Below are 17,201 nucleotides of genomic sequence, written 5' to 3'. Positions count from 1 at the left end.
GGGGGTCCCTGCGGGTTCCTGGGTGTTCTTAGCGTTCGAGGACGAGGGCGAGGCCCTGGCCCACGCCGATGCAGAGGGTGGCGACGCCGACTCCGTTGCCCCTGCGGGCCAGTTGGTGGGCGACGGTGCCGGCGAGGCGGGCGCCGGAGGCGCCGAGTGGGTGGCCGAGGGCGATGGCACCGCCCTGCGGGTTGAGGACGGCCGGGTCGAACTCGGGCCATTCGGCGACACAGCCCAGGACCTGGGCGGCGAAGGCCTCGTTGAGCTCCAGCACCGACAGATCGCCGAATTCCTTGCCCGCCTTGGCGAGGGCCCGGTTGACGGCCTCCACGGGGGCGAGGCCGAAGTAGTGCGGGTCGAGGGCGTTGACGCCGGTGGCGGAGATACGGGCGAGGGGTTCGCGGCCGGTGGCCTTCAGGCCCTCCTCGTCGACCAGCAGCAGCGCGGCGGCGCCGTCGTTGAGCGGCGACGCATTGCCCGCCGTGACGGTGCCGTCCTCTTTGCGGAACGACGGCTTGAGCTTGGCCATCGCCGGCAGGGAGGCGTCCGCGCGGACGCATTCGTCGGCGGCGAAGAGGACCGGGTCGCCCTTGCGCTGCGGGATCGGCACGGGTGCGAGTTCGGCGTCGAACAGGCCCGCCTGCTGGGCCTCGGCGGCCTTCCGATGCGAGGCCAGCGCGAACTCGTCCTGCTGCTCCCGGCTGATCTTGTGCTTGTCCGCGATGAGCTCGGCCGACTCACCGAGCGGGATGGTCCACTGCGGTTCCATCCTCGGGTTGACCATGCGCCAGCCCAGGGTGGTGGAGTACAGCTCGGTGTGCCCGGCGGGAAACGGCCTGTCCGACTTGGGCAGTACATACGGCGCCCTGGTCATCGACTCGACCCCGCCGGCCACGGCGATGGAGGCGTCCCCGACCGCGATGGCGCGGGCCGCCTGGATGACGGCCTCCAGGCCGGAGGCGCACAGCCGGTTGACGGTGACGCCCGGCACGGACGTGGGGAGCCCGGCGAGGAGGGCGGCCATGCGGCCGACGTTGCGGTTCTCCTCGCCCGCGCCGTTGGCGTTGCCGAAGTACACGTCCTCGATGCGGGACGGGTCCAACTCCGGGGTCCGGGCGAGGAGTTCGCGGATGGCGTGGGCGCCGAGGTCGTCCGGGCGGACGGAGGCGAGGGCGCCGTTGTAGCGGCCGATCGGGGTGCGGACCGCGTCGACGATGTACACCGGGTTCACAGCAGGTCCTCCGCGACGGTCAGCTTGGCGTCGGTCTTCGCGATGACGTCGTCGACGGCGACTGCGGGGGCGACCTCGGTCAACACCAGCCCCTCCGGTGTCACGTCGATCACGCCGAGGTCGGTGATGACCCGGTTCACGCACGCCTTGCCGGTGAGCGGCAGCGCGCACTCGGTGAGGATCTTCGGGCTGCCGTCCTTGGCGGTATGGGTCATCACCACGATGACCGTGCGGGCCCCGTGGACCAGGTCCATCGCCCCGCCGATCCCGGTGATCATCTTGCCGGGGATGGCCCAGTTCGCCAGGTCACCGGTGGCGGAGACCTGCATCGCGCCCAGCACGGCGACGTCGATGTGGCCGCCGCGGATCATGGAGAACGACAGCGCCGAGTCGAAGAAGGACGCCCCCGGCAGCACGGTGACAGTCTCCTTGCCCGCGTTGATCAGATCCGCATCCACCTGATCCTCGGTGGGGTAGGGGCCGGTGCCCAGGATGCCGTTCTCGGACTCGAGGATCACCTCGACGCCCTCGGGCAGGTAGTTCGGGATCAGGGTCGGCAGCCCGATGCCGAGGTTGACGTACTGCCCGTCCTCCAGCTCGCGTGCGGCCCGCGCGGCCATCTCTTCCCGCGTCCACGCCATGACTAGCCCACCGTCCCTTGTGCCGCAGGCGCGGAAACCGTGCGCCGTTCGATCTGCTTGTCCGCCGCCTGCTCCGGGGTCAGCGCGACGACCCGCTGCACGAAGATCCCCGGCAGATGCACCGCGTCCGGGTCGAGCTCGCCGGGCTCCACCAGCTCCTCCACCTCGGCGACGGTGATCCGGCCCGCCATGGCCGCCAGCGGGTTGAAGTTCCGGGTGGACCTGTTGAAGACCAGGTTGCCGTGCCGGTCGCCCTTCGCCGCCCGGACGAGCGCGAAGTCGGTACGGATGCCCCGCTCCAGCACATACTCGACGCCGTCGAACTCCCGCACCTCCTTCGGCGGCGAGGCCAGCGCGATGCCGCCCTGTCCGTCGTAGCGCCAGGGGAGCCCGCCGTCGGCGACCTGTGTACCCACGCCGGCCGGCGTGAAGAACGCGGGGATCCCTGCTCCGCCCGCCCGGAGCCGCTCGGCGAGCGTGCCCTGCGGGATCATCTCCACCTCCAGCTCACCGGCCAGGTACTGGCGGGCGAACTCCTTGTTGGCACCGATGTAGGAGCCGGTCACGCGGGAGATCCGCCCGGCAGCGAGCAGGATCGCGAGGCCGGAGTCCATCGCCCCGCAGTTGTTGGAGACCACCGACAGTCCGCCGGTGCCCTGGTCGTACAGGGCCTGGATGAGCACGTTCGGCACACCACTCAGCCCGAAACCGCCCACCGCGAGCGAAGCGCCCTCGGGCACATCGGCCACTGCCTCAGCGGCTGTGGCGACCACCTTGTCCATCCGTAAGCCCCATCTCTCCAATTACTCAGGGCACTGAGTATTTCAGCGAGGTTGCCATCACGCTGCCACTGGGGCGGTCGCGCGTCAAGACCTAGGAATCGATGCAGGCCAGGAGGGAGTGGGTGATGGAGACAGGAATGGGCGCCTGCGGCTATCGTCAGTACACCAACGAATTCGACCTCGGGAGCGCACATGGCCGCGGTGGACCTCACGACCCACCCCGGGCACCTCGCCCGGCGGCTCCAGCAGGCGCACTACCTGCTGTGGAACACGATGGTCTCCGAGGAGATCACCTCGCCGCAGTTCGCCGTCCTCAACACGCTCGTCGCCGAGCCGGGACTGGACCAGCGGACGGTGGGGGAGCGGGTGGGGCTCGACCGGTCCACCATCGCTGAGGTGATCAGCCGGCTCGGCCGCCGCGGGCTGCTCGACAAGGTCCGCGACCCCCAGGACGGCCGTCGCTCCCTGCTGCGCCTGACGGACGACGGGCTGCGCACGCACAAGAAGCTGACCGTCCGCACGGCTCGGATGAACCAGGTCTTCCTGGCCCCGCTCTCCGCCGAGGAGCAGACCCTGTTCTTCGACCTGATCCGGCGGGTCGCGGACGCGGCCGAAGGGCTCCGCAACCCGGCCGAACCCCTCGTCGCACAAGGCTGATGCGCGGCCCCGAAGACGGTTTCCCCACGAGCTCATCGCCTTCCCCGCAAGCTCGCCGTCCGGACGCTCGCCATGCTCAGGACGCCTTCGCAAACACCACCCACACCTGGCCGTGCTGGAAGTTCACCGGCTTGCCGTCGTCGGTCGTGAACCTGGTGCCGTCCGTGGCCTTCGGACGCTTCCAGTTGACGTCGTAGGCGCGCCCGTCGCGCAGTACCTTCGCCCGCCCGGAGCCCACGGTCTCGGTGTACGGCGTGTAGTTGCCGGCGGAGTCGTGGAAGTCGGACTTGCGTACCTTCACGTACTGCACGACGACCGTGCCGGCCGCCAACCGCCCCCCGTCCGTCGTCGTGGCGGACGTGCCGTCCATGGCGACCAGCCAGCGGCCCTGGCTCTCGGACCAGGTGAAGGTGAACCGGGCCGCCGGGAAGCGCACCGTCCGCGAGGTCTCGGGCTTGCCGCCCTCGGGGGCCGCGCCGAAGCGGAAGTCGGTCGTCAGGGCGGAGGTGCCCGGGGCGGAGGGCATCAGCCGGCCGGGTCGCAGATAGAGGTTGTGCGGCGAAGGCCTGACCTTGCCGCGGAAGTACGCGCCGGTCGCCTTTTCGGGCGGCTCGGCCCGCAGCGGTGCCCTGTCGATCAGCGGCAGGAGCTTGCCCTGTGCACCGGAGAAGGCGAGCGTCGGCCGGTCGAACTGGCCCAGGAGCTCCAGGTCGCTCTCGCGTGCGCTGCGCACCGGCCCGATGACCGGCGGCAGCTTCTGTGCGTACACCGCCATCAGGCGGCTCAGTCCGGCCTCGACCTGCTCGACGTACACGATGTCCGCGGCGTTCAGGCCCGTCTGGGGTCGGGCGGCGCGGACGTTGTCGATCTTCACGGCGAGCACCGAGGCGCCGTTCGCGCGGCTCTCGCTCTCACCCGGCGACGGCGGACGCCCCAGGCTGCGGCCGTCGTCGCGCAGGCCGTCGGACGTCGCGCAGCCGGCCGCCAGAGAAGCCGTCAGTGCGGCGGCCAGCAGCCCCGCCATGGTTGTGGCGCGTCTCGTGCGCGCCCCTCGTTGCCTGCCCACTATTGTCACCCGCAGTCACCCCGCCCTGTCTGTGTCGTTAATTGTGTGCTTATCAGTTCATAGGAGGCCATACCCGATCGGTACCGACTGTGTGCTCGCCATACGCCGATCGGCCCTGGCGCGGACAGCCGGTCGGCGGGCGGGTGCGGACGGCCGGCCTGCGGGGCCCGTCGTGGGCCCGTCCGAGCGGTTCGGCGGGAGAGCGCCGGGGTACCCGGCGGCCACCGCACGAGCGGACGCGTACACGTGACGGAGGGAGCGCGGGCGATGAGGGCAGTGACGTGGCAGGGCAAGCGGGACGTGCGCGTGGAGGACGTGCCGGACCCGACGATCCAGGAGCCGACCGACGCGGTCATCCGCATCACCTCCACCGGGCTGTGCGGCTCCGACCTGCATCTGTACGAGGTGCTCACCCCGTTCATGACGCCGGGCGACATCCTCGGCCACGAGCCGATCGGCATCGTCGAGGAGGTCGGCGCCGGGGTGCCTGACCTGCAGGCGGGGGACCGGGTCGTGGTGCCTTTCCAGATCGCCTGCGGCAACTGCTGGATGTGCCTGACCGGGCTGCCTACCCAGTGCGAGACCACCCAGGTCACCGGCGAGCACATGGGCGCCGCCCTGTTCGGCTACACCCGTTTGTACGGCGCGGTGCCGGGCGCCCAGGCCGAGTATCTGCGGGTCCCGCAGGCGCAGTTCGGCCCGATCAAGATCCCGGAAGGCCCGCCCGACGACCGGTTCATCTACCTCTCCGACGTCCTGCCCACCGCTTGGCAGGCGGTCCGCTACGCCGAGATCCCGGAGGGCGGCAGCATCGCCGTGCTCGGCCTCGGCCCCATCGGCGACATGGCCTGCCGGGTCGCCCAGGTACGCGGTGCGGGGCGGGTGTTCGGCGTGGATCTGGTCCCCGAGCGGCTGCAGCGGGCACGCGAGCGGGGCGTGGAGACGTACGACCTGAGGAGTTTCCACACCGAGAAGGAACTCGTGGCGGCCATCCGCGACGAGACCGACGGCCGCGGCCCCGACGCCGTGATCGACGCGGTCGGTACCGAGGCCCACGGCAGCGCGGCCGCCCGGCTGGCCCAGCAGGCCTCGGCGATGCTGCCCCGCAAGCTGAGCGGCCCGCTCGCCGAACGTTTCAGCATCGACCGGCTCGCCGCCCTCCACACCGCCATCGACCTGGTGCGGCGCGGCGGCACGATCTCCCTGTCCGGCGTGTACGGCGGCACCGCTGACCCGATACCTCTGCTCACCCTGTTCGACAAGCAGATCCAGCTCCGCATGGGGCAGGCCAACGTACGCCGCTGGAGCGACGACATCCTGCCGTACCTGACGGACGAGGACCCCCTGGGCGTCGACGACTTCGCCACGCACCGCGTGCCGCTGAGCGACGCCCCGCACGCGTACGAGATGTTCCAGCGCAAGCAGGAGGGCGCGGTGAAGGTGCTGATGCAGCCCTGACTCCTGTTCCAGCCCGCCCATCAGGCCTGCGGAGCGAAGATCTCCGCGAGGTCGTAGCGCACCGGCTCCTCCAACTGCGAGTAGGTGCAGCTCTCGGGGGTGCGGTCCGGGCGCCAGCGGCGGAAGCGGGCCGTGTGCCGGAAACGCACGCCGTTCTCCATGTGGTCGTACGCCACCTCGGCGACCCGCTCCGGCCGGAGTGGCACCCAGGACAGGTCCTTCTTGCCCGACCAGCGGCTCGGCGCGCCCGGCAGCCGGGCCGACTCGTGGGCCGCCTCGTCGGACCAGGCCGCCCAGGGGTGCCCCGTGACGTCCGCCATGCGCAGCGGCTCCAGTTCCTCGACCAGTTCGGCGCGCCGCTTCATGGAGAACGCGGCCGACACGCCCACGTGCTGCAGGGCGCACCGGTCGTCGTAGAGACCGAGCAGCAGGGACCCCACCACCGGTCCGCTCTTGTGGAGGCGGTAGCCCGCGACGACGACGTCCGCCGTCCGCTCGTGCTTGATCTTGAACATGGCGCGCTCGTCCTGGAGATAGCGCAGGGTGAGCGGCTTGGCGATGACACCGTCCAGTCCGGCCCCCTCGTACTGCTCGAACCACCCCTGGGCCGTCGCGAGGTCGGTCGTCGCCGGCGCCACGTGGACCGGCGCCGTCACCCCGGACAGTGCCATGGTGAGCAGCGCCCGCCGGTCCGCCAGCGGGGTCTCCAGCAGCGACTCGTCCGCCAGCGCCAGCAGGTCGAAGGCCACGAACGACGCCGGCGTCTTCTCGGCCAGCATCCGCACCCGGGAGTCGGCCGGGTGGATGCGCTCGGTCAGCGCGTCGAAGTCCAGCCGCCCCTCCCGCGCGATGACGATCTCCCCGTCCAGCACGCACCGCTCGGGCAGCCGCTCCTTCAGCCCCGCAGCCAGTTCGGGAAAATACCTGGTCAACGGCTTGCCGGTACGACTCCCCAGCTCGACCTCGTCCCCGTCACGGAACACGATCGCCCGGAACCCGTCCCACTTCGCCTCGTACTGCATGCCCGGCGGGATCTTCGCCACCGACTTGGCGAGCATCGGCTTCACGGGCGGCATCACCGGAAGGTCCATGCTCCGATTCTGCGCGCACACGGGCGGTGCCGCCCGGTGTGCGAGGTGTGCCCGGTCGGCCTACCGTGGCTCGCATGGGCGAAGCGGTGGAACTTCAAGCGGGCGGCCGGACCGTTCGCCTGTCCAACCCGGGCAAGATCTTCTTCCCCGAGCGCGGCTTCACCAAGCTGGACCTCGCCCGCTACTACGTCGCCGTCGGACCCGGCATCCTGCGCGCCCTGCGCAACCGCCCCACCACCCTGGAGCGCTACCCGGACGGCGTGACCGGCGAGTGGTTCTTCCAGAAGCGGGCGCCCAAGAACATGCCCGACTGGATCCCCACCGCCCACATCACCTTCCCCAGCGGCCGCAGCGCCGACGAGATGTGCCCCACCGAGGAGGCCGCCGTCCTGTGGGCCGCCCAGTACGGCACGCTCACCTTCCACCCCTGGCCGGTCCGCCGCGACGACGTCGACCGCCCCGACGAACTCCGCATCGACCTCGACCCGCAGCCCGGCACCGACTTCGACGACGCCGTCCGCGCCGCCCACGAACTGCGCGCCGTCCTGGACGAGTTCGGCGGCCTGCGCGGTTGGCCCAAGACGTCCGGCGGGCGCGGCCTGCATGTCTTCGTGCCCATCGAGCCGCGCTGGACGTTCACCCAGGTCCGGCGCGCCGCCATCGCGGTCGGCCGCGAGATGGAACGCCGGATGCCCGAGCAGGTGACGATCAAGTGGTGGAAGGAGGAGCGGGGCGAACGCATCTTCATCGACTACAACCAGACGGCCCGCGACCGCACGATCGCCTCCGCCTATTCCGTACGCCCACGCCCGCACGCCCCGGTCTCAGCTCCCCTGCGCTGGGAGGAGGTCGGCGAGGCGCACCCGCACGACTTCGACATCGCGACCATGCCGGCGCGCTTCGCCGAACTCGGCGACGTGCACGCCGACATGGACGACCACCGCTACTCGCTGGACGCCCTGCTGGAGCTGGCCAACAAGGACGAACGCGACCACGGCCTCGGCGACCTGCCGTACCCGCCCGAGTATCCGAAGATGCCGGGGGAGCCCAAGCGGGTCCAGCCGAGCCGGGCCCGCCGGGCGGACCCGGGGCCGCCGGACGAGGCGGCCGGGTCGTGACGGGCCGGGGTGTCACCGGTGGCCCAGCATCCGCACGGTGACCAGGCGATTCAAGGTTTCCGTCAGCTTTCCCCGAACCCGGCCTTGCACGGTGGTGGCCGAGCCCGCGAAGGGCGGGACTCGACCACCGATCCGTGGGGGAAACATGACACGTCATGGCAAGCGCGCCGCCGTCCTCGTCTCCGGGCTGGCCGCAACGCTCGGTCTGCCGGCACAGGGCACGGCGCACGCGACCAGCTGGACGGTTTACACCAGCCCCAGCACCTACGGCTACGCGACCTTCAACACCTCGACCGGCGGGCTGTACGTGAACGACACGTACGCGGACGGCCGCCGGATCGTGGCCGACGTCTGGAACGAGTCCTTGGGCGGAGCCCTCGTGGTCCATGGCCAGGACACCAACGGCAGCAACAACGGCGGCGTGACCTCGTACGGTTCCTGGTTCGAATCCGGGGACGTGCTCACGATCCAGATCTGTCGGCGCAACGGCACTGCCCCGTCGACCGACGACAGGTGCAACGAGCGGACCGTCATTGTCTGACGGCGGTCCGGGTCCGTCAGCGAGCCGCAGGGCCCGGCGCACCGCGCCGGGCCCTCTCTCACAACTCCTTGATCCGGATGTCCCGGTACGAGATCACATCCGTCGTGCCGTGCACCTGGAGCCCGATGTAGCCGGAGGCGAACCGTCGCCCGTCCGTGCCCGGATCGTCCGAGCGGGGCGGGGAGAAGTCCTGGCCGCCGGTGTTGTCGAACTCGTTGATCAGCACGCCGTTGCGGTAGACCGAGTAGTGCTGGTCGACGACGCGGATCTCGTAGTCGTTCCAGGTCCCCTTCTGCGTGACGCCGGCACCGGCGAGCCCCACGCGGTCGAAGCCGTAGACCGAGCCCGTCTTGTACATGTCGCCGTCAGGACGGTCGAGTACTTGCACCTCATGCCCGTACTTGATGGCGACCCACTCGGGACGCGGCTCCTCGGGGTGGTCGTGGACCCACGGGAAGCGGACGAACACGCCCGAGTTGGCGTTGCCCGTGCCCGGAGCGTCGTCCCGCCACTGGAGCCGGAGCGAGAAGTCGCCGTACTTGCGCTCCGGGAACCACAGCATGCCAAGGCCGGGCTTGGTGGTCCCGCTGGTGATCGTCCCGTCACCGTTCGGCGCGAACGAACCGCCGCCCACGTGCTGCCACTTGGCGAAGGACTCCGCGCTGCCGTCGAGGATCGTGCGGTAGCCCTCGGTCTGGCCGGGCTTGCCGATCCCCGACTCGCGGGCGGCCTTGCGGATGGCGTTGTACTCGCGCTGGTCGACGACCCCTTCCTTCAGGAGCTTGTCCAGGACCGTTGTCACGTGCTTGAGGAACAGTGCGTGGGACGTCCACTCCTTCTCGTCCTCGATCAACTCGTTGATCCGGCACCGGCTGTTGGTGAGCCGGTTCGGGACACCCGAGTCGACCGTGCCGACGATCACCGTCAACCGATCGTCGAACTCGGGGCAGTTGGGGGCCGGAACCTGGCTCGACACCACCGTGAAGGTCACCGTGCGGGCCGCGGAGGTGTTGCCCGCCTTGTCCGTCGCCCGGTAGGCGAGGGTGTGCGTGCCGGCGCGGTCGACGACCACCGGGGCGCCGTACGCGAGATACGGACCGCCGTCGAGCGAGTACTCGATCCGCTCGACGCCCGAGCCGTGCTCGTCGGTCGCCGTGACCGTCACCTTGGCACTGCCGATGTACGCCCCGTCGGAGTTCTTCGCGCCCTCGACGGTCACGCCGGTCACCGGCGGCGTCGTGTCCGGATCGGGCGTCGCCACGACCGTGAACTGCACGCTCTTCTCGGCGGCCACGTTGCCCGCCTTGTCGGTGGCCCGGTAGCGCACCGTATGCGTGCCGGCCTCGTGCACCATCACCGGCGCGGTGTACGGCTGCCAGGCGCCGGAGCCGATCGCGTACTCGATGGCGTTGACGCCGGAACCGGTGTCGGAGGCGGAGACGGTGACGGTCGCCATGTCGATGTACGTGCCGTCGGGGTTCTGCTCGCCGCTGACCGTCGCCGACGTCTGTGGCGGGGCCGTGTCGTCCGTAGGCGGTGGCACCACCGTGAACGCGACGCTCTGCTCCGCCGAGACGTTCCCCGCCTTGTCGAAGGCGCGGTAGCGGATCTTGTGGTCGCCGACCTGATCGACGACGACCGGGGTGGTGTACGGCTGCCAGGCGCCCGCGTCGCCGACCGCGTACTCGACCCGGTCGACTCCGGAGCCGCCCGCCTCGTCGGTGGCGTGGATCGCCACGCTCGCCGAACCGACGTACTGACCCTGCGCGTTCTGCACCCCGCTGACGTGGGCCGACGCCTCGGGCGCCGTCGTGTCCTCACCGCTGCCCTCGGTCACCACGAGGATGCCCTGCATCTGCCCGTGGCCGGGGATCGTGCAGTAGTAGCGGTAGCGGCCGGGGGTGAGCGTGACCTCGGCGGTGTGCCGGCCGCCCTGGTCGTCGTTCGGGTTGGCGAGGATGTTCAGCTGGACGTCGTTGTTGAACTCCGGGTCGGAGGTGTCGAACGTCAACGTGTGCGGCATCCCGGTGGTGTTGCCGGTCGCCGTGCTGTTCTCGAAGACGATCGTCGCCTGACCGGCGACCGCCGTGGCGGGTGCCGTCGTGTACTTGGTGATGTCGTCACCGGCGGTCCAGGTGAGGACCTGTGCGGCGGCTGCTTGTGCCGGTGGCTGTGGCTGTCCGGTCGCGGGCAACGCCTGCAGTCCGAGCACCACGAGCAGTGCGGCCAACAGGGCCGCCCACATTCTTCGTTGTCGTGTCACTGCGTCCCCCTCGCCAGCTGGTCGGCGGCCGGGGTCGGACCGCCGCCCGTGTAAGTGACCCGCCACAGCGCCGACTTGGCGTCCGAGGTGAAGAACCCGCGGCCGTAGTCGAGGACGTACAGCGAGCCGTCCGGGCCGAACTTCCAGTCCATGAGGTTCTTGATGCCGTCATTGCCGATCGGCACGATCTTCTTCAACGACTCCGAGTGGACCGGCAGACCGCCGTCACCGTGGGTCTTCGGGTCGGTGATCACGGCGTTGCGCGGCTGGTCGGCGTCGTAGAAGTCGCCGACGAACCACTTGCCGTCCCAGTACGACGGCCACTTCACGTCGCTCGCGCTCGTGGCGTCGTAGCGGTAGACCGGACCGTTCATCGCTGCCTGGCCGCCGCCCTTGAGCCACGGCAGCAGATACGTGGACTCCTCCTGCTTGTACGACGGGATGCCGTTCGCGTCGCGCGGGAAGTCCGGGGCGCCTCCCTGCGGCGAGTACCAGATGTTGTTGCCGGTGACCGGAGGGAGGTTGACCAGGCCGTTGTTGTTCGGCGACTCGTTCTTGGGGTGGTCGCAGTCGTACCAGCCCAGCGGCTTCGTCGGGTCGGGCAGATTGCGGTCGCGGTAGGGCTGCTTGTTGCCCATGCAGTACGGCCAACCCCGGTTGCTCGCCTTGGTGATGACGGCGAAGGTGTCGTACTTCGCCGGGCCCCAGGTCGTGGAGGGCGCCGAGGCGTCGGGGCCGACCCAGCCCGCGTACAGGATGTCCGTCTGCTGGTCGACGAAGATGCGTGCCGGGTTCCTGACTCCCATCACATAGATCTCGCCGCGCGTCTTGCCGCCGCCCTCGTCGGTCTCCCGGCCCGTGAAGAGGTTGCCCTCGGGGAGGGTGTACGTGCCGTCGGGCTCCGGGTGGATGCGCAGGATCTTGCCGTTGAGGTTGTTGGTGTTGCCGGCGGTGCGGCGCGCGTCGGCGAAGGAGACGCCCTTGTAGTCGGGCTCGGGGTTGTTGCCCGAGTAACCGTCGCTGAAGCGGCTGGAGTTGTTGTCGCCGGTCGCGATGTACAGGTTGCCCTGGGAGTCCCAGGTCATCCCACCGCCCGAGTGGCAGCAACTGTGGATCTGCACCGGCCACTTGAGCAGCACCTTCTCACTGCTCAGGTCCAGCTTGTTCGTGGCCGGGTCGAGCGTGAAGCGGGAGACGCGCCGCTCGGCCATTCGCGTGTCGCGGTTGATCTGCGAGTGCGGGGTGTAATGCAGATACACCCAGCCGTTCTCCTCGAAGCGCGGATCGAGTTCGATGCCGAGGAGCCCCTCCTCGACCTTGATCAGCTCGTCGCCGCCGCCCTTGTTGCCGAATACCGTCAGGGCCCCGGCCAGAGTGACCTTCTTGGTCGTCGGGTCGTAGACATGGATCTCGCCCTTGCCCTTGCCGATGTCCGGGTTGTTCCAGTCGGTGATCACCGGCTGGGAGGAGTCGGCGCCGCCCCGGCCGATGTAGAGGACGCGGCCGTCGGGGGCGGTGACCAGGCCGTGCGGCTCGCCGATCTGGTCGTTCCGGCCGGGCTGGTTGGGCTGGGTGAGGCGCTCGGCTTTGTAGTTTCCGGTGATGGTCGCCTTGCAGTCGGCCTGCACCAGCCGTGTCGTCCACAGCAGGGCGCCGCGCAGATGCGTACGGAAGTCGGTCTCGTCGTACGACGACACCGTGCCGCCCATACCCGTGTAGAAGGAGCGGCCGCCGTCGTAGTCGCGGCACCAACTCACCGGGTGGTCCCAGCCGTTGGCGCTCGTGCCCGGCTGGTAGCTCGACTCCCGTACCCGGGCGACGGTGTGCACCGCACCCGACGGGTTCTTCGCCCAGTTCAGCCACTTGTCCGGCCGCTTCCACTGCACCGGAAGCTCCTTGGTCGCCGGATGCCGCCGGTCGCCGACCTCGACGACGGCCCGCTGGACGTTCGTCGGGCCGCCGGCTGCCGGGCGGGCGCCGACCAGGCCGGTGAACCAGTCCGAGTACGGCTCGGCGCGGGCCGCGTCATGGATGCCGACGAAACCGCCGCCCGCCTCCATGTAGGCCTCCAGACCCGCCTCCTGCTCGGGGTCGAGGACATCGCCGCCACCGGTGAGGAACACGATCGCGTTGAAGCGGCCCAGCTTCGTCTCATCGGTGAAGACCGAGGCGTCCTTCGTGGCCTCGACCTTGAAGCGCTGGTCGGCCGGGCCCGACAGGCCGATCCGCTCGATCGCCTCGATGCCGGCGTTCACCAGAGGCGACTCGTCGCCTGCGGCCGCGGAGCCGTAGAAGATGAGCACCCGTACATTCGCGCCGCCCGGTGGCGACTTGACGGACATCGTTGTCAGGGGTGGTTCCGGGACCGGGCGTGCGTCGGCCGCCGGAGCCGACATCAGACCGGCGGCGACGATCCCGGCGGTCACAGTGGCCACCCAGGTCTGTCTTCTCGTGCTCAACCCTCGTAAGTGCATGGGCACCTCCACGGTCACAGCAACAGCGACAAGGAAGCTAGACCCCTTTGAACGACTCGCCAATACCTATGACCGCACTGGGACGAACTTTGTCCTGAGTGTGGATAAACGGGAGCCCGGCCGGTACCGTCTCACCGGTTCATCCCCGTAATTTCCGTACCGCCGTGGGGAGTTCGGCATGAACAGACGCAGCTTCAACAGACGTGTACTGCTGGGCGGCGCGACCGTCGCGACATCGTTGTCCCTGGCGTCGGTGCCCGAGGCCGTGAGTGCCGACACGCCGCCGAGGACCGCCCCGGCCGGCGGCGAGGTCAGGCATCTCAAGCTGTACGCCGAGAAACTCGCCGACGGGCAGATGGGCTACGGCCTCGAAAAGGGCAAGGCGACCATCCCCGGCCCGCTCATCGAGCTCAACGAGGGCGACACCCTGCACGTCGAGTTCGAGAACACGATGGACGTGCCGGTGAGCCTGCATGTCCACGGCCTCGACTACGAAATCACCAGCGACGGCACGAAGTTGAACAAGAGCGACGTCGAGCCCGGCGGCACCCGCACCTACACCTGGCGCACCCACGCCCCCGGCCGCCGCAAGGACGGCACCTGGCGGGCGGGCAGTGCGGGCTACTGGCACTACCACGACCACGTCGTCGGTACCGAGCACGGCACGGGCGGCATCCGCAAGGGCCTCTACGGGCCGGTGATCGTCCGGCGCAAGGGCGACATCCTCCCGGACGCGACCCACACCATCGTCTTCAACGACATGCTGATCAACAACAGGCCCGCGCACAGCGGCCCGGACTTCGAAGCGACGGTGGGCGATCGCGTCGAGTTCGTGATGATCACGCACGGCGAGTACTACCACACCTTCCACCTGCACGGTCATCGCTGGGCCGACAACCGCACGGGCATGCTCACCGGCCCGGACGACCCCAGCCAGGTCATCGACAACAAGATCTGCGGTCCGGCGGACTCGTTCGGTTTCCAGGTGATCGCGGGGGAGGGGGTCGGGGCGGGGGCATGGATGTACCACTGCCATGTGCAGAGCCACTCCGACATGGGGATGGTGGGGCTGTTCCTGGTGAAGAAGGCGGACGGGGCGATTCCCGGGTACGAGCCGCACGAGCACGCACATCCGTCGGCCGAGCACGAGCACTGACCGATCATGGGCGCGTGACCCTTCTTCTGACGCGCGGTGACCTGGAAGCCGTACTACAGCCGGAGGCCTGCGCCGATGCTCTGCGGGACGGCTTCCGGAACGCGGAGGGCGTACCGATCGCGGGACAACGCGTGCGTACGGACCTCCCCTTCCCCGGCACGGCGACCGCCCTGATCCCGGGCCTCCTGCCCGGCATCCCGGCCTATACGGTCAAGGTCAACGCCAAGTTCCCGGACGCCCGGCCCGCCCTGCGCGGGGTGATCTGCCTGCACAGCGGCGAGGACGGCGAGTTGCTCGCCCTGCTGGACTCGGCGACGGTCACCGCATGGCGCACGGGGCTGGCGGCGGCGTTGGGAACTCACCTCCTCGCCGGGCCCGGCGACGTGCTGGGGGTGATCGGCGCGGGGGCGCAGGCGGAGCTCATGCTGCGGGGGCTGCGTGCTCTGCGGCCGTGCGGCGACCTGGCCGTCCACGACACGGACGGCGACCGCGCCGCCGACTTCGCCGCACGCCACGGTGGTCGGGTTCTGGGCTCGGCGCGGGAGGTCGCCGTGGCCGCCGACACCGTACTGCTGGCGACCTGGTCACGATCGCCGCTGCTGTCCCTGGCCGACACCCGGGAAGGGCAGCACTTCACGAGCCTGGGAGCCGACGAGCCCGGCAAGCAGGAGCTGGCGGCCGACCTGCTTCGGGCGGCGCTGCTCGTTGTCGACGACCGCGAACTCGCCGCCACCATGGGCGCGTTGGCGGCCACCGGCCTGCCCGCGGAGGCCACCGACACCACCCTCGGTGCCGTACTGCGCGGCGAACACCCGGGCCGTACGAGTGCCGCGGCCCGTTCCGTCTACGCTCCCGTCGGGCTGCCCTGGCAGGACCTGGCCCTGTCATGGGTGGCGTATCGGGCGGCGGAGCGGGAGGGCGTCGGGCAGCGGGTCGACCTGTTGAGCTGAGCCGGGTTCAGAAGTCTCGGGGAGCTTGGCCGCGCGCAGTGACGGCCGGGTGTGCCACCCTGCGGGCGGGTGGCGTATGCCGAACACCGGCGGGCCGGGCAGGTTGCAGCCGTGGGCCGGCACCGCGGCCCGGTGGGGAACGTCGGCGCGCTTGCCGTGCGCTTACACCGGACGGGCCCGGTGGACATGGATCCTCGCCGGGCGCCGGTCGCACTGCCGGTCCGGCATCAGCCCGGGCGGCACGGTGAAGCCAGGAAGTAGTCCTGGGCGGCGACGCCGGTCGGTGCCGGGTCGCAGCGACGGGGCGCGGGCGCGCCACCTTCGGCGGCCCCCGCACTGCTGGAACCGAGGAGGCCCAGGGCCACGCCGACGGAGAACAGCAGCCACCACCTGCGGGACGCGCCTGCGCGCCGCAGCCCTCGCGCAACTGCTTCTCTCCTGGGAGTGGTCCGCATGGCATCTCCTGTCGGGGCCGTGCCGCCCACTGTCCTCGGCGGCCGTCAGCAGTAGCCTCTGCCGCCGCCGAGGAGCCTGCCAGGCAAGATCGGCCGAATGCAGCACCCGGTCGAACGGCGGTCCGCACCGTTCTCGGCATTCCTGGCGCACGCGGTCCCGATGATCGGAGAGCGCTCTCACCTCCGTTTCCTGCCAGGGCTATCCTGATCCGCAACCTCGGACAAGGAGCCCCGAAGTGACCGACACAGCCCCGCGCCCCACCCTGGAGGCCGTGGCCGCCCGGGCCGGGGTCTCGCGGGCCACCGTGTCCCGGGTGGTCAACGGCGGGGACGGGGTCAGGGAGCCCCTCGTGGAGCGGGTCCGCAAGGCGGTGGAGGAGCTCGGGTACGTGCCCAACCAGGCCGCCCGCAGCCTGGTGACCCGGCGGCACGACGCCGTCGCCGTCGTCGTCGCCGAACCCGAGACCCGCGTCTTCGCCGACCCCTTCTTCGCGCTGCAACTCCGTGGGATCAGCAAGGAGCTGACGGCCTACGACAACCAACTGGTGCTGCTCCTGACGGAGGGCCGGGACGACCACGCCCGCGTCGGCCGCTACCTCGCCGGCGGGCACGTCGACGGAGCGCTCGTCTTCTCACTGCACCTCGACGACCCGCTGCCCGGCCTGATCCAGCACGCCGGAGTCCCCACCGTGTTCGGCGGACGGCCCGACTGGAGCGGCGGCGACCGGCGTGGCGTGGTGTACGTCGACAGCGACAACCGTGGCGGCGCCCGCGACGCCGTACGCCACCTCGTCGGCCTGGGCCGCACCCGCATCGCGCACATCACCGGCGCCCTCGACCAGACGTCGGCGGTGGACCGGCTCGACGGCTACCGGGATGTCATGGTCGACGCCGATCCGCGGCTCATCGTCGAGGGCGACTTCACGCCGGCCGGCGGTGAGCGGGCGATGCGCGAGCTTCTCGAACGCTGCCCGGACCTGGATGCCGTGTTCGCCGCCAACGATCTCACCGCGGCGGGGGCGCTGCGGGTGTTGCGCGAGTCGGGCCGACGGGTGCCGCAGGATGTCGCGGTGGTCGGGTTCGACGACATGCTTCCGGTCGCGGAACAGACCGAGCCGTCGCTCACGACGGTCCGTCAGGACATAGAGGAGATGGGCCGGTTGATGGCCCGGCTGCTGCTCCGGGGGCTCGACCGGCGCGCCGCCGAGCAGGGCGTCGGCGCCGCACCGTCCAGCGTGGTGCTGCCGACCACACTGGTGCGGCGGGCGTCCGCGTAGGTCGTCCGACGGGAGCCTCTGTCTCGTCCGACGGGTGCCTG

General features: G+C 70.4%; 15 protein-coding genes. 7 read left to right on the top strand and 8 right to left on the bottom strand.

What is annotated here, in order from left to right:
• Positions 1-28: 28 nt before the first annotated feature.
• Genes ADL12_RS41000 through ADL12_RS40990 form a run of 3 tightly spaced genes read right to left on the bottom strand, consistent with a single transcriptional unit; the run spans position 29 to position 2,654 of the window.
• On the bottom strand, positions 29-1,231 hold the full coding sequence (locus tag ADL12_RS41000; RefSeq protein WP_062713009.1) for a thiolase family protein: 1,203 nt from the start codon (positions 1,229-1,231) through the stop codon (positions 29-31).
• Complete coding sequence (locus tag ADL12_RS40995; RefSeq protein ID WP_062713007.1) at positions 1,228-1,872, bottom strand: CoA transferase subunit B; 645 nt, start codon at positions 1,870-1,872, stop codon at positions 1,228-1,230. The genes ADL12_RS41000 and ADL12_RS40995 overlap by 4 nt, the downstream gene beginning before the upstream one ends.
• 2 nt (positions 1,873-1,874) lie before the next feature.
• On the bottom strand, positions 1,875-2,654 hold the full coding sequence (locus ADL12_RS40990; RefSeq protein ID WP_062713005.1) for a CoA transferase subunit A: 780 nt from the start codon (positions 2,652-2,654) through the stop codon (positions 1,875-1,877).
• 192 nt (positions 2,655-2,846) lie between these two features.
• Here ADL12_RS40990 and ADL12_RS40985 point away from each other — a divergent pair, with 192 nt between their 5' ends.
• Positions 2,847-3,311 carry a MarR family winged helix-turn-helix transcriptional regulator gene (locus ADL12_RS40985; RefSeq protein ID WP_062713003.1) on the top strand — a complete coding sequence of 155 codons (465 nt, stop codon included), beginning with the start codon at positions 2,847-2,849 and terminating at the stop codon, positions 3,309-3,311.
• 76 nt (positions 3,312-3,387) lie between these two features.
• Here ADL12_RS40985 and ADL12_RS40980 read toward each other — a convergent pair whose 3' ends face one another.
• Positions 3,388-4,335 carry a DUF3048 domain-containing protein gene (locus ADL12_RS40980; protein WP_062713002.1) on the bottom strand — a complete coding sequence of 316 codons (948 nt, stop codon included), beginning with the start codon at positions 4,333-4,335 and terminating at the stop codon, positions 3,388-3,390.
• Between the two features lie 309 nt (positions 4,336-4,644).
• Between ADL12_RS40980 and ADL12_RS40975 the strand changes: the two genes are divergently transcribed.
• Entirely contained in the window at positions 4,645-5,835 is a 1,191-nt protein-coding gene (locus ADL12_RS40975; RefSeq protein WP_062713000.1) for a zinc-dependent alcohol dehydrogenase, read from the top strand.
• A gap of 20 nt (positions 5,836-5,855) precedes the next feature.
• Here the strand turns inward: ADL12_RS40975 and ADL12_RS40970 are convergent, their stop codons facing one another.
• A complete protein-coding gene (locus ADL12_RS40970; protein ID WP_062712998.1) occupies positions 5,856-6,926 on the bottom strand; it encodes an ATP-dependent DNA ligase in 1,071 nt (356 codons plus the stop codon).
• Between the two features lie 74 nt (positions 6,927-7,000).
• On the opposite strand from ADL12_RS40970, the gene ligD reads away from it, so the two are divergent.
• Together ligD and ADL12_RS40960 are read left to right on the top strand one after the other, a co-directional pair.
• Positions 7,001-8,044: a non-homologous end-joining DNA ligase gene (gene ligD / locus ADL12_RS40965; RefSeq protein WP_062712996.1), complete on the top strand. Its 1,044-nt coding sequence runs from the start codon at positions 7,001-7,003 to the stop codon at positions 8,042-8,044.
• A 145-nt stretch (positions 8,045-8,189) separates the two neighbouring features.
• Positions 8,190-8,585, top strand: coding sequence for a hypothetical protein (locus ADL12_RS40960; RefSeq protein ID WP_062712994.1), 396 nt, complete (start codon positions 8,190-8,192; stop codon positions 8,583-8,585).
• Positions 8,586-8,643: 58 nt separating this feature from the next.
• On the opposite strand, the gene ADL12_RS40955 is transcribed toward ADL12_RS40960, so the two are convergent.
• The gene (locus ADL12_RS40955; protein WP_062712992.1) at positions 8,644-10,830 is read right to left on the bottom strand and encodes an OmpL47-type beta-barrel domain-containing protein; all 2,187 of its coding nucleotides are present in this window, start codon (positions 10,828-10,830) and stop codon (positions 8,644-8,646) included.
• A gap of 14 nt (positions 10,831-10,844) precedes the next feature.
• Complete coding sequence (locus ADL12_RS40950) at positions 10,845-13,322, bottom strand: ThuA domain-containing protein (protein WP_208614721.1); 2,478 nt, start codon at positions 13,320-13,322, stop codon at positions 10,845-10,847.
• A gap of 178 nt (positions 13,323-13,500) precedes the next feature.
• Between ADL12_RS40950 and ADL12_RS40945 the strand changes: the two genes are divergently transcribed.
• On the top strand, positions 13,501-14,478 hold the full coding sequence (locus ADL12_RS40945; RefSeq protein WP_062712991.1) for a multicopper oxidase domain-containing protein: 978 nt from the start codon (positions 13,501-13,503) through the stop codon (positions 14,476-14,478).
• Between the two features lie 14 nt (positions 14,479-14,492).
• Positions 14,493-15,428, top strand: a complete 936-nt coding sequence (locus ADL12_RS40940; protein WP_062712990.1) for an ornithine cyclodeaminase family protein — start codon at positions 14,493-14,495, stop codon at positions 15,426-15,428.
• Between the two features lie 227 nt (positions 15,429-15,655).
• On the opposite strand, the gene ADL12_RS54580 is transcribed toward ADL12_RS40940, so the two are convergent.
• Entirely contained in the window at positions 15,656-15,883 is a 228-nt protein-coding gene (locus ADL12_RS54580) for a hypothetical protein (RefSeq protein ID WP_159053454.1), read from the bottom strand.
• A 236-nt stretch (positions 15,884-16,119) separates the two neighbouring features.
• On the opposite strand from ADL12_RS54580, the gene ADL12_RS40935 reads away from it, so the two are divergent.
• Entirely contained in the window at positions 16,120-17,160 is a 1,041-nt protein-coding gene (locus ADL12_RS40935) for a LacI family DNA-binding transcriptional regulator (RefSeq protein ID WP_062712988.1), read from the top strand.
• Positions 17,161-17,201 lie beyond the last annotated feature (41 nt).

Source organism: Streptomyces regalis (assembly GCF_001509475.1).
GTDB lineage: Bacteria > Actinomycetota > Actinomycetes > Streptomycetales > Streptomycetaceae > Streptomyces > Streptomyces regalis.
Note: the sequence above shows the minus strand (reverse complement) of the source record. Positions and strands in the feature narration are given on the sequence as shown.